Origin of the sequence: Bacillus cereus group sp. BfR-BA-01356 (genome assembly GCF_022663635.1) — a bacterium.
GTDB classification, from domain to species: Bacteria; Bacillota; Bacilli; order Bacillales; family Bacillaceae_G; genus Bacillus_A; species Bacillus_A cereus.
Genome location: NZ_JAKUFX010000154.1, coordinates 1 through 12,424 on the forward strand (window position 1 = coordinate 1; position 12,424 = coordinate 12,424).

Here is a 12,424-nt window from a genome sequence, read left to right on the forward strand (position 1 = left end):
TTTTACATAAAATACTGGTCTAGTTTCGTGATGTCTTTTTTAAGCAATTTGTCCTTTGATAACTTCAAAAGATATTATTTTTCAGTTGACATACTACCGCAGGTCTTTTCACTTTGTAAACCCATTTAATGTAAGCGTTTTTAAAATTATTCACCGTAAAAATAATGATTTAAAAGAGCAAAAATACACGTCACTTACATTAATCACTGCCTGTTACTAAAAGGTCATCCCTTACTGTTATTAATAACTTTTGATCAGCAATAGCTTGTCCTTCTACTACTTCTAATGATTCAATATAACCACTGATCCCTATCTTAATTTCTACTTTCTGTTTATCTATTGTTTCAATTAATGCTAATTTCTCCCACTCATATACGTAAGAACTTTCCGTAACAAATAACTTCTCTACTTTCCCGTAACAAGGACTATACACGCATTCTATAACCGTCTTCACTTTATACACTCCTCCTTCTTATTAGTTGGTACTGAAACGTTGCATATCCCTCCTTTAGATATATCAATTATTATTTATGCAAAATGCGTACCAATCTCCAATTCCTATTTAAAATGAAGGTTTCTCAAAAAAAAAACTTCATAACCGCAAAATTTTTCTATCATTTCAGAGATTTTAAAAGGAAAATAGCAAAAAATTTTTGCGATTTTATAAGAATTTTAATAAAATTATAAAAAGTCAGTCTTCATAGGGTGGAATGAGGAGAAGATAATCTATGCGTACAGAAGAAATTAATTTAAAACAGATCATTGAAATGAATATGCTATATGAAACTTTACTCAATGAACTCGACATCGGAATTCATATTATTAATGAGGAAAGTAAGACGATTATCTATAACCGCAAAATGATGGAAATTGAATCAATGGAGCGCTCAGATGTGCTATATAAAAGTCCTTTAGAAGTATTCGCATTTGAGGAAAATAAAAATAGTACTCTTATAGAGGCATTAAAATTTGGAAAAACAAAGAAAAATATAAAACAAACGTATTTTAACAATAAAGGACAAGAAATTACAACGATTAACGATACTTTCCCTATAATAGAAAATGGAAAAATTAAAGGCGCTATTGAAATATCAAAAGAAATTAGTAACTTAAAGCAAACGATAAAAATAGGTCCTTCTCGAAAACAAAGCACTAAATTTACCTTTGATCACATAATTGGTGATTCTGAAGCCATTCAATCAATCATTACAGAAGGAAAAAGAGTAATTCGTACATCTTCCTCCATACTTCTAGTAGGAGAAACAGGCACTGGTAAAGAACTATTTGCACAAAGCATCCATAATGAAAGTCAGCGTTCAACAAAACCCTTTATTTCACAAAACTGTGCCGCTATACCTGATACCTTAATGGAAAGCCTACTATTTGGCACAAATCGAGGTGCCTTTACAGGAGCAATAGATAAATCAGGCTTATTCGAAGAAGCAAACGGAGGAACTTTGTTATTAGATGAAATCAATTCATTAAGCCCAATACTTCAAGCTAAGTTGCTGCGGGCTATACAAGAAAAAACAATACGAAGAATCGGAGGTACACACGAAAAAGAAATTGATGTTCGCATTATAGCAACTATCAATGAAGATCCCTTTGAAGCCATCACACATAATCGATTAAGAGAAGACTTATATTACCGATTAAGCGTCGTTACTTTATGTCTTCCGCCTTTACGTGAAAGAAAAGAAGATATTCCAGCTCTTGTTCAGCACTTTATTGAAAAATATAATACTCAATTCGGGCTCAACGTAACCGATGTAGATGTAAATGTAAGAGAATTTTTCTATGCATACGATTGGCCTGGAAACGTACGGGAGTTGGAACATATAATTGAAGGTTCCATGAACTTGATAGAAGATGAAACCATCATTACAGCGTTTCATCTTCCTACTCGCTTTCGCGAACGAATAAAAACAGAATTCAATATGCAACATGCACTAACTAATCACAATACTGATGCACCTAAAACTTTAAAACACACAATAGAAAAAATGGAAAAGAACTACATTAACCAAATTCTTGAAGAGAATCATGGCAACATCTCACAAGCTGCAAAATTTTTAGGATTAAGTAGGCAAAACTTACAATATCGAATTAAAAAACTGCATTTACACATATGAAATAAACATGTCTCCAAGTGCAAAAACAACTTGGTAAAATATGTTATAACAAACATATAACATGCTAGAAAGGGGCTATATATATGAGTAATGATAAAAAATTAAAGTTATTACAATACTTATACTTTTTCCCTGCCATGCTCTGTATGATGTTATTCATTAATGCCGATGTAAGCAGCTCTCCTTATGCAAAGCTATTAGGAACAATTTTTGGCTCCTTTGCAGCTATTATGCTTGCTGCTTTTTGGAATTTAAAGCTACGTATAAAAAACGAAAAATCTTCGTAATACTAAAAAAATCGAGCTACTTAGCCCGATTTTTTTATTTGCCATTAAAACTCAACATTCTCTAAATACAACCCACTTGCCTCAGCAAGACAATTAATTTGATTGCGCTGCTTTTCCTCTAAAATGTTTGGAATTGCTTCAGCATCTAATTGTCCTAATCCAACTTCAATTAATGCCCCGACAATTTTTCTTACCATATTATGAAGGAAGCCGTTACCACTTACTCTAATTTGTACAAACCCTGCCTCTTCCATCACATCAAGTGTATATACTTCTCGAACCATAGATTTTTTCTTTGATTTCGCATTTGAAAAAGCAGTAAAGTCATGTGAACCAACTAAATGTTTTGCAGCTGCTTTCATGCTTTTCACATTTAATTTTTTATTCACATGCATGCTGTATTTACGCATAAATGGATTTGTATGCTCTTCATTCCAAATTTTATACAGATATGTTTTTGCTTTAGAATTGTAACGAGCATGGAAACGATCATGTACTTCTTCCACATTCGTAATGCTAATATCGTTAGGTAAATATTGATTTAAATATTTTTTCACTTTATGTTCCACTAACTTCTCATCACTTTGAAAGTTAGCAACTTGATTCAAAGCATGTACACCAGCGTCTGTTCTACTACAACCGATAATTTCAATTTCTTTTCCGACCATTTCAGATATGACACTTTCGATTTTTCCTTGAATTGTATTATCGTTATTACCGAGACGTTGCCATCCTTTAAAACGTGCGCCGTCGTACTGAATCGTTAATTTATAATTATGCATAATATTCTCCTTCATAGAAAATATTCCCTCATACCATGAGGGAATATTAATAAACTTTACTTTCTAACAAGCTTCACTACATTCTCAACATGCGCAGTATGCGGGAACATATCAACTGGTTGCACATACTCCACTTCATAGCTCTTCATTAATGCTTGTACATCACGTGCTAATGAAGAAGGATTACAAGACACGTACACAACTTGTTTCGGCTTCACTTTTAAAATTGTTTCCAGTAATTTATCATCGCAACCTGTACGTGGTGGGTCGACAACAATTACATCTGGACGCCATCCTTCTTTTACCCATTTCGGTAACCATTGTTCAGCTTTACCTGCTTCATATTTCGTATTTGTAAATCCGTGACGCTTTGCATTTTTTCTTGCATCTGCAATTGCTTCTGGAATTACATCCATACCACGTACTTCCGCTGCATCATTTGCAAGCCAAAGACCGATTGTACCAACACCACAGTACGCATCCACAATCTTCTCGTTTCCTGTTAACGCAGCTGCTTTTTTCGCTTCATTATACAAAACAACTGTTTGCTCTGGATTCAACTGGAAGAATGCACGTGCTGATAATTCAAATGATAAATCGCCAAGTGTTTCTTGAATGACTTCTTTTCCAGCTAATTTAAATGTTTTGTCGCCAAAAATAACAGATGTTTTACGCCAGTTTACATTTTGCATAATTGATTTAACCGCTGGCATCTGTTTTTGTACTTCTGCAATAAATTGTTCTTTATTTGGTAATTCTTCTTTTGTTGTAATAAGTGTAACTTGTACTTCCCCTGTTTGAACTGCAGTACGTGTTACAATTGTGCGTACTAAACCTTTTTGTTTTTTCTCATTGTAAATAGAAACATTTAATTTTTCTAAAATACGTCTTACAACTTTTGTCGCTTCATTCGTTGCTTTATGTTGAATCATACAGTGAGCGATATCAATTAACTGATGTGAGTTTTGTTTATATAGCCCTGTAATAACCTTTTCGTCTTTACGCCCCACTTGTAATTGACTCTTATTACGATAATGCCATGGATTTTCCATGCCAAGCGTTGGGCGAATTTTCTCTTCCATACTATTTTTCATGTACTTCTCAAATGCTTGTACAACGATATCACGCTTTTGATTCAATTGTTCTTTATAATCTAAATGTTGCAGCTGACAACCACCACACTCCTCATATACTGGACACGGTGCTTTCACACGATGCGGTGAAGCTTTACGAACTTTTTTCACTTTCGCTTCAGCGAAGCCACGCTGAATTTTCGTTGTTTCTGCAACAACTTCTTCTCCTGGTAATGCCCCTGGAATAAAAACAACTTGTCTCTTAAAATAACCAACGCCTTCTCCGTTAATCCCAAGACGTTTAATTGTCACAGGAAACGTTTGACCAACTTCCAACTTACTCTCATGTTGCTTTTGTATCATTATTACACCTCTACTCTATACTTTTCCATAAATATAACGCTGCATAACTGCAGTATGGTTCACACTCTTGTTTCACTTTTTCTAAAAATGCATCATCAGGTTTATCATCTAATTGAAATATACCTTGCACTGCACGCTGAATCCCAATGTCCGCTTTCGGGAACATATTTTTCCGTCCAAGCCCAAACATTAAAAAGTTTTGCACTGTCCATGCACCAATTCCCCTAATTGGCAACAATTGTGCTGAAATGTCTTCTTCCGTCCCATTTTCTATACTCGCTAAATTTAATGTACCACTGACAATACTTCGACCTAATCCTACTATATATTCAGCCTTTCGCTGACTAAACTTCTGCTCTCTCAATTCTTCTATTGAAATATTTGCTACTATTTCCGGAGTGGGGAAAAAGAATACACCGTTCTTCTCTGTTCCATACCGTTTCACAAATTGTTCTGTTAACACAGTAGCAAATTTCAAATTTATTTGTTGGTGAATGATACAGCGAAGCAGACAAGCAAAATAATCAAATTCTAAAATAATTGGAGTATAAGCATATGTTTCAAATAGTGGACGTAATGATGTGTTTAAAAAATGATTTTGTATATCTTGAAACGGTTCATTCCAATGAAAAATGGCCCTCATTCGTTTCATGACTTTCTCTGGATCTCCTGTCTGACTAGAAATCCAAAACTGTGGATTTTGAACAGTACCAATCCCTTGTAAGCGAACAACAACCTGTTCCTCGTCTATACAAAGCGGGATATAAATAACTTTCTCATCTAATTGAATGACGTTAAGAGGATCAAAAGATAAACGTTTTAATACTTCTTCAAAATGATACGGATACTCTAACGTAACATGTTCGCTCCACATACGTTTCCCCATCCTTTTTACACATCATTATAGCATGAGAAAACCGTAAGCATACATGCTTACGGTTGATTGCCTTTTACTAAGTCATCTAGACTTTTAAAATGATACCCTTTCTCGCGCAAATCATCAATGATTTTCGCAAGTGCTTCTGCATTATCTTTTGATATTGCATGAAGTAATAAAATAGATCCTGGATGAATCATCGTCATTACATTATTATGCGCATATTGCCATCCTCTTTGCTGATCCACTTTCCAATCCAAAAATGCAAGTGACCAAAATACATTATAATAGCCCATTTCTTTCGTAAGAGCTAACGTTCTTTCACTAAATACACCGCGCGGAGGACGTACATATTTCACTTCTTTTTGCCCAGTTACTTTTTTAATTTCTTCCGTTACACTCGTTAATTCTTCACGAAGTTTCTCATCATTTACCGCTGTAAAATCAGGATGACTCCAAGAATGGTTTCCAATAATATGTCCTTCATCCTTCATTCTTAACAATAAATCTTTTTGCGTTTTAATGTAATGCCCCGTTACAAAGAAAGTTGCTGGTACTTTTTTCTCTTTTAATACATCTAATATTTTCCCTGTGTATCCATTCTCATATCCATTATCAAATGTTAAATAAATATCTTTTTTCTTCGTATCTCCTAAATAAAACCCGCCATTTTTTTGTAATAAATCTGTATATAACTTTCCTGCATCTGGTACTGTTTCATTTTTAGGACGCGGGATTCCCCAGTTATGTGGAGTATTTGTATAAGCCAGTGCTGAAACTGGAACAAGTGCCATCATAATTGAAAAAATGAGACCGATATATAACCATTTATATTTCATAAATAGTCTCCTTTCCATATATAATCGTACTTGTAGTTTCTGTTGCTACGCATTCTTTCATGCTGAACATGTTTTTCTATATATACCAAAAAAATGCATCTCGAATCATTCGAGATGCATTTTTTATTTACTTAAATACTGGCTCTTTAAAGCTAGCTAATTTTTCAAGTGATGTTTTATCAACATCTGCATGTAAGCTATTACCATGAGAGTCCATCGTTACAACTGCTTTAAACCCGTCGATACGTAAATGCCACATTGCTTCTGGAATACCAAATTGTAAGAAATCAACATCTTTCACTTCTTTAATACATTCAGCATAATATTGCGCTGCACCACCGATTGCGTTTAAATATACACCGCCGTGTTCTTCTAAAGCCGCTAATGTTTTCGCACCCATACCGCCTTTTCCAATGACAGCGCGAATACCGAATTTCTTCATAATATCGCCTTGGTACGGTTCTTCACGAATACTTGTCGTTGGACCTGCCGCTTTAATTTGCCAATTGTCATTTTCATCTTTCACAACAACTGGACCACAGTGGTAAATAATTTGTCCATTTAAATCTACTGGACAATCATTATCCATTAAATGCTTATGGATTGCGTCACGACCTGTATACATCATGCCATTAATTGTTACAACATCACCAACGCGAAGTTCACGAATTTGCTCTTCTGTAATTGGTGCTTGTAATACAATCTCACGTTGCTCTGTTTTTTCTTGTACTTCATGCTGAAGTGTATCTTCACCTTCTTGATATAGCCAATCCATAATGTCTCCTGTTTCAGGATGGATTTTCACACCAAGGCGACGATATGCCCAGCAATTATACGCAACAGATACATAGAAACTAGCTGGCAAACGATTATAGACGCCAATTTTACAACCAAGTAAAGTTGTTTCTCCGCCAAATCCCATCGTACCAATGCCCAGCTTATTCGCATTTTCTAATACGTACTCTTCAAGATGTTGTAACTCTGGTACTGGATTGACATCATCTAATGTACGGAATAATTGATTTTTTGCTAATTCATAACCTGATGTGCGGTCTCCCCCGATACCAACACCAATTACACCAGCGCTACATCCTTGCCCTTGTGCTTGATATACTGCATGAAGAAGGCATTTACGAATCCCTTCTAAATCACGGCCAGCTCGTCCAAGTCCTTCTAGTTCACATGGTAAGCTATATTGAATATTTTTATTCTCACAGCCACCACCTTTTAGGATTAAACGTGCATCAATATAATCTTTTTCCCATTGTTCAAACTTAATCACCGGTGTACCTGGTCCTAAATTATTTCCACTATTATCTCCAAAAAGAGAATCAACAGAATTGGGACGAAGTTTACCATCTTTTGTCGCCCGCTCAAGCGCATTATAGATAGCTTCCTTCAACTTTAATTGATTCACACCAACTGGTGTATAAATTTTAAACGTTGGCATCCCTGTATCTTGGCAAATCGTCGAGATGTTATCATCAGCCATTTTAATATTATTTGTAATTGTGCCAAGTGCCATCGCAGAACGAGTCCCTGCATTTTCTCGCTCTTTCGCTTGTTGAATCGCACGACGAACATCTTTCGGTAAGTTCGTTGACGTTTCAACAATTAGTTGATACATGCTTTCTTGAAGCTTTTCCATTGTTACTTCCCCCTCAATTGTGAACGCTACCAAAACGTTATGAGCTGAAAATTCAATTGTTATGCTCTTTAGCTATTTATTTGTTTCACGCTATTAGAGCATAAATGAAATTTTTCACAACTTGATTATACCTCTTTTTCTATCGTCCTTCTATTACCCGAACAGAAAAAGGCTACCAAATTGGAATTGGTAGCCTTTTTAATATATTATTCGTCTTTTTTAAATTGCTCACATTTTAATTCTAATTCATCTAACATTGCAAGAAGACGATCTACATCTTCTAATTCTACTTCTTCAGGTTCAATTGTATCAATTACTTCAATGAACATATTTAAACGTTCTTTTAAATATACTAATTGTGTATCTTTATCTTGAATTGCTTTTCCCATGAAGGCACTCTCCTTTTAATTCGAGTTGCTTTTATTATACCGCAAAAACGATTGCTATGGGCATGAAATTTCATCAATTTTGTCACAGTCATCCACTATAATGTAAGCCCTCTCTCTTTCCATGCTAAAAAGTTTCACTTTATAAAAAGCACATATTCTTCTATTATAGAGAATGGACAAATTGTTATTTCAATAGTCAAAGGAGTATTTCATATGACGATATCACAAAAAATGAAGCCGATTACTCCTTCTTACGATCCATGGGAAGCGTATATGGACCTTGAAGAGTACGGCAAACTACTATTAACAAATGTTGAATTTACAACGACGACGTTATGCAACATGCGCTGTGAGCATTGCGCTGTTGGTTACACGTTACAGCCGAAAGACCCAAATCCGCTTCCGATGGATCTTTTATTAAAACGATTAGATGAGATTCCTCATTTACGTTCTTTAAGTATTACTGGCGGCGAACCTATGCTTTCAAAAAAATCCGTCGACAACTATGTAACACCACTCTTAAAATATGCCCATGAACGAGGCGTTCGCACTCAAATCAACTCTAACTTAACTATAGATTTAGCACGTTACGAACAGATTATTCCTTATTTAGACGTATTGCATATCTCTCATAACTGGGGAACAATTGATGACTTCGTTGAAGGCGGATTTGCAATGATGGAGCGTAAGCCTACTTACGAACAACGTGCAAAATTATTCGAAAGAATGATTACAAATAGTAAGGCTCTATCAGATGCAGGTGTACTTGTATCGGCCGAAACAATGCTAAACAAAAGAACTCTACCACATATTGAACATATTCACCGCCAAATCGTCGAAGAGATGGGCTGTAAACGTCATGAAGTTCATCCAATGTATCCAAGTGACTTCGCGAGTAATCTAGAGATTTTAACAAAAGCTGAAATTCGTGATGCGATTGAACATTTACTAGAAATTCGCGATGAAAATGTATGGATGCTATTTGGAACTTTACCTTTCTATGCTTGTAGCGATGACGAAAAAGACATAGCTACATTTAAAAAATTGCAAGAGAGCAAAAATGTAACTGTTCGTAATGATCCAGATGGCCGTTCTCGTTTAAATGTAAATATTTTCGATGGAAATATTATTGTGACGGACTTTGGTGATGTTCCACTTCTAGGAAACATACAAACAAACACATTACAAGAAGCGTATGAAAAATGGAGCACTTCAAAAACAGCAAAATCATTAAGCTGCCACTGTCCTGCAGTAAAATGTCTTGGACCAAATGTTCTTGTAAAAAACAGCTACTATCCGACAGAAGATTTCTTATCAAAAACAGCAAACATTACATTATAAAAAAAACGTCAGCTTATAAGCTGACGTTTTTTATGTTATTGCGAGTGAGAAGAAGAAATAAATTTAAAAAACAAATGATCATGAATTGGAATTGCCGCTCCAATTCCTTGAGAAGTAATATTTTTCACAACAAGTCTTTTTTGATTTCCCTTTAATACAAGATACACTTCTCCAAATGTTACTTTTCCCTTTTCATTTACTGCTGGTGTATAAGCGTATAAATATCCAAGTTGACTCGGACTAATATTATACACACGCTCATGTCCAGTACCATAACCAATAGTTGTCTTAAACGAAAGAGGTAATTGTACTTTTTCAAGTGCTTTGAGAAGCATCATTTTTTTCACATCTGCAGCATCTTTCATATCTGCTGTTAAATCGCCTTCAACCGTCTTTTGTGTTTCTTGCTTATAGCGAAGTGGATACAAACGGTCTCCTCCGCGATTATCATACACATTTCGATTCACTTGTTTATATTCCCAATTAATCGATGTGTCTACTGATTCATAATGTAAAGCCCATTGACCTAAATAAATTTTTGCCCGATACCCTACTGCAAGCGGAGCATTTGAAATTGTCGTTTCATTAAACATCCGAATTAAGTCTGGATTTTCAATTTTAATATTAGCCGTTTTCAATAGCTCTTGAGCAAATTTACTTGGTTGTAAACGTGGCAAATCTTGCGCATCATTTGGAAATGTATTGTCTTTTGAAATATTTAAAACAGATGAAGGCATTTTTGTTCCTACTGTTGTCTTTGCAAAACTCATGTTAGGAAATAATAAAATAAACGAGACCATAGTTGAAAGACATATGCTGTATACTCGTTTCACCTGTCTGGCTCCTTCCTATGTAGGTATATATACTACTTCGTTTATTGTTTTCTCTGAGCGCAATTGTTATGCCTATTTTTCATAATAAATAAAAACCAATTCCCATAATGACATACGCCGCTAGTAAAGTGCCTCCTTCAAACCAGTTTGTATCTCCATCATTGGAAATCGCAATCGTTAAGAAAACAGCTGTAATCATAGACACAAGTTCTGGTATGGTAAATACTAAAGGCATCCTTTGCGCGAAGAACATAGATAGTAATACTAATACAGGAGCAACAAACATGGCGATTTGTAATGTAGAGCCTATTGCAATTTCAACTGCAATATTTACTTTATTTTTATAAGCCATAATAATTGCAGACGCATGTTCCGCTGCATTCCCAACAATTGCAACGATAATAACCCCTATAAATAACTCTGACCAGCCAAATGACTTTGCAACAGTTTCAAAAGTATGCACGAGTGCCTCTGACACATAAGCTACCGCTAGTGTTGCTATTGCTAAAATAAGGAGCGCCTTCCCTTTCGACCACTCTGGCTCTTCTTCATGCGCTACTTCGTCACTTTTATGTTGATATACACCACGGTGCGTAACTAACTTAAATAGTAATGCAGCAAGGTACATGATAATCATAATAATAGAAACACCTATACTTAATTGATACGTCTTGCCAGCGTCCATCTTCATTGAAAAGATCTCTGGAATAACAAAGGCCACAACAACAGCAAATATTAATAAAGCTGAATTATGCCTTGCATCATATACATTAAAACTTTGTCTTTTGTATTTAAGACCTCCAACAAAGAAAGATAACCCTCCTACCAATAATAAATTTCCAAGTACAGAACCGGTTAAAGAAGCTAACACCACTTCAATTAACCCTGCTTGAAGTGCAAAAATTGAAATGATAAGTTCAACAGCATTACCGAAAGTAGCATTTAATAATCCGCCTATTCTAGGACCAGAAACAATTGCTAGACTCTCTGTTGCTCTCCCCATAAAACCAGCTAATGCGATAATCGTAATACAATACACAGCGAACATAATTGTTTCTGGCCAATGAAGTGTTTTTCCAAGTACAGATAGTGGTACACCTATAAGCGCTACTATAAGAAATATTTTATTAAACATGCTTTTCATCCTTCCATCGTATGTATTTCTCCTCAATATTATTATTATTCTTCTCCTAACTTGTCCGATTTCATCACAATTACGTTTAAAAAATCGGATTGAAGAAAACAGTATGAAAGATATTTAAATTATCTTGTTTAAACAGACAGAATTATAAATTGTGAAAAGGGGTTAAAATTATGCACTTAAAAGAAAAAATCGCAACTATTATTCAAGGTCAACGTACTGGTGTATTATCTACAGTACGAAATGAGAAACCTCATAGCGCCTTTATGATGTTTTTCCATGAAGATTTTGTACTATATGTTGCAACAGATCGACAATCAAAAAAGATAACAGATATTGAACAAAATCCTAATGTCCATGTACTACTCGGACGAGAAGGAAAAAAATTAGATGAAGATTATATTGAAGTTGAAGGGTTAGCTTCAATCGAGGAAGACTCAACATTAAAAAACAAGTTTTGGAATAATAGCTTAAAACGTTGGTTACTCGGTCCTGAAGACCCTAATTACGTATTGATCAAAATCAATCCCGACACAATTTATTACATTGATGGTGCGGGTACGACGGAGCCTGAGTTTTTACGACTATAAAATAAAACAAGCCCCCCCTTATGTACTGACCCCTGTCAAGTAGACAGTAATTAAAACGCATAGTTAAGAAGCCTGAGTTCGATATTCGTATGGACTCAGGTTCTTTAATTTTTTCTGAAAACGATGGTG

13 protein-coding genes are annotated in these 12,424 nt (G+C 35.1%); 4 read left to right on the forward strand and 9 right to left on the reverse strand.

Annotation, left to right across the window (positions count from 1 at the left end):
* Positions 1-199: 199 nt before the first annotated feature.
* Positions 200-454, reverse strand: coding sequence for a biotin/lipoyl attachment domain-containing protein (locus tag MR168_RS29265; protein ID WP_000859480.1), 255 nt, complete (start codon positions 452-454; stop codon positions 200-202).
* Between the two features lie 274 nt (positions 455-728).
* Between MR168_RS29265 and MR168_RS29270 the strand changes: the two genes are divergently transcribed.
* Entirely contained in the window at positions 729-2,132 is a 1,404-nt protein-coding gene (locus tag MR168_RS29270; RefSeq protein ID WP_242291696.1) for a sigma-54 interaction domain-containing protein, read from the forward strand.
* Positions 2,133-2,215: 83 nt separating this feature from the next.
* Positions 2,216-2,419 carry a hypothetical protein gene (locus tag MR168_RS29275; RefSeq protein WP_000063861.1) on the forward strand — a complete coding sequence of 68 codons (204 nt, stop codon included), beginning with the start codon at positions 2,216-2,218 and terminating at the stop codon, positions 2,417-2,419.
* A gap of 44 nt (positions 2,420-2,463) precedes the next feature.
* On the opposite strand, the gene truA is transcribed toward MR168_RS29275, so the two are convergent.
* The 6 genes from truA to MR168_RS29305 form a co-directional block, all read right to left on the reverse strand.
* Positions 2,464-3,201, reverse strand: a complete 738-nt coding sequence (truA, locus tag MR168_RS29280; protein ID WP_000553118.1) for a tRNA pseudouridine(38-40) synthase TruA — start codon at positions 3,199-3,201, stop codon at positions 2,464-2,466.
* 56 nt (positions 3,202-3,257) lie between these two features.
* On the reverse strand, positions 3,258-4,637 hold the full coding sequence (gene rlmD, locus MR168_RS29285; RefSeq protein WP_000615206.1) for a 23S rRNA (uracil(1939)-C(5))-methyltransferase RlmD: 1,380 nt from the start codon (positions 4,635-4,637) through the stop codon (positions 3,258-3,260).
* 10 nt (positions 4,638-4,647) lie between these two features.
* The gene (locus MR168_RS29290; protein WP_000269422.1) at positions 4,648-5,511 is read right to left on the reverse strand and encodes a DNA-3-methyladenine glycosylase family protein; all 864 of its coding nucleotides are present in this window, start codon (positions 5,509-5,511) and stop codon (positions 4,648-4,650) included.
* Positions 5,512-5,570: 59 nt separating this feature from the next.
* Positions 5,571-6,353, reverse strand: a complete 783-nt coding sequence (gene pdaA / locus MR168_RS29295) for a delta-lactam-biosynthetic de-N-acetylase (RefSeq protein ID WP_000875956.1) — start codon at positions 6,351-6,353, stop codon at positions 5,571-5,573.
* A gap of 127 nt (positions 6,354-6,480) precedes the next feature.
* Complete coding sequence (fumA, locus tag MR168_RS29300) at positions 6,481-8,001, reverse strand: class I fumarate hydratase (RefSeq protein WP_086411460.1); 1,521 nt, start codon at positions 7,999-8,001, stop codon at positions 6,481-6,483.
* A gap of 206 nt (positions 8,002-8,207) precedes the next feature.
* Entirely contained in the window at positions 8,208-8,390 is a 183-nt protein-coding gene (locus MR168_RS29305; protein WP_000513558.1) for an SE1561 family protein, read from the reverse strand.
* 213 nt (positions 8,391-8,603) lie between these two features.
* Here MR168_RS29305 and yfkAB point away from each other — a divergent pair, with 213 nt between their 5' ends.
* Positions 8,604-9,731, forward strand: a complete 1,128-nt coding sequence (gene yfkAB / locus MR168_RS29310) for a radical SAM/CxCxxxxC motif protein YfkAB (RefSeq protein ID WP_000156016.1) — start codon at positions 8,604-8,606, stop codon at positions 9,729-9,731.
* A 35-nt stretch (positions 9,732-9,766) separates the two neighbouring features.
* On the opposite strand, the gene MR168_RS29315 is transcribed toward yfkAB, so the two are convergent.
* Complete coding sequence (locus MR168_RS29315; RefSeq protein ID WP_002083605.1) at positions 9,767-10,564, reverse strand: YfkD famly protein; 798 nt, start codon at positions 10,562-10,564, stop codon at positions 9,767-9,769.
* A 79-nt stretch (positions 10,565-10,643) separates the two neighbouring features.
* Complete coding sequence (gene cax, locus MR168_RS29320) at positions 10,644-11,699, reverse strand: calcium/proton exchanger (RefSeq protein WP_000482133.1); 1,056 nt, start codon at positions 11,697-11,699, stop codon at positions 10,644-10,646.
* A gap of 179 nt (positions 11,700-11,878) precedes the next feature.
* On the opposite strand from cax, the gene MR168_RS29325 reads away from it, so the two are divergent.
* The gene (locus MR168_RS29325; RefSeq protein WP_000550220.1) at positions 11,879-12,295 is read left to right on the forward strand and encodes a pyridoxamine 5'-phosphate oxidase family protein; all 417 of its coding nucleotides are present in this window, start codon (positions 11,879-11,881) and stop codon (positions 12,293-12,295) included.
* The last annotated feature ends 129 nt before the right edge of the window (positions 12,296-12,424 follow it).

Bases quoted from the DNA above. Each gene is read 5' to 3' on its own strand.
- MR168_RS29270 (WP_242291696.1), top strand. From the start codon at position 729: ATGCGTACAGAAGAAATTAATTTAAAACAGATCATTGAAATGAATATG.
- MR168_RS29305 (WP_000513558.1), bottom strand. From the start codon at position 8,390: ATGGGAAAAGCAATTCAAGATAAAGATACACAATTAGTATATTTAAAA.
- truA (WP_000553118.1), bottom strand. From the start codon at position 3,201: ATGCATAATTATAAATTAACGATTCAGTACGACGGCGCACGTTTTAAA.
- MR168_RS29275 (WP_000063861.1), top strand. From the start codon at position 2,216: ATGAGTAATGATAAAAAATTAAAGTTATTACAATACTTATACTTTTTC.
- cax (WP_000482133.1), bottom strand. From the start codon at position 11,699: ATGTTTAATAAAATATTTCTTATAGTAGCGCTTATAGGTGTACCACTA.
- MR168_RS29290 (WP_000269422.1), bottom strand. From the start codon at position 5,511: ATGTGGAGCGAACATGTTACGTTAGAGTATCCGTATCATTTTGAAGAA.
- MR168_RS29325 (WP_000550220.1), top strand. From the start codon at position 11,879: ATGCACTTAAAAGAAAAAATCGCAACTATTATTCAAGGTCAACGTACT.
- pdaA (WP_000875956.1), bottom strand. From the start codon at position 6,353: ATGAAATATAAATGGTTATATATCGGTCTCATTTTTTCAATTATGATG.
- fumA (WP_086411460.1), bottom strand. From the start codon at position 8,001: ATGGAAAAGCTTCAAGAAAGCATGTATCAACTAATTGTTGAAACGTCA.
- rlmD (WP_000615206.1), bottom strand. From the start codon at position 4,637: ATGATACAAAAGCAACATGAGAGTAAGTTGGAAGTTGGTCAAACGTTT.
- yfkAB (WP_000156016.1), top strand. From the start codon at position 8,604: ATGACGATATCACAAAAAATGAAGCCGATTACTCCTTCTTACGATCCA.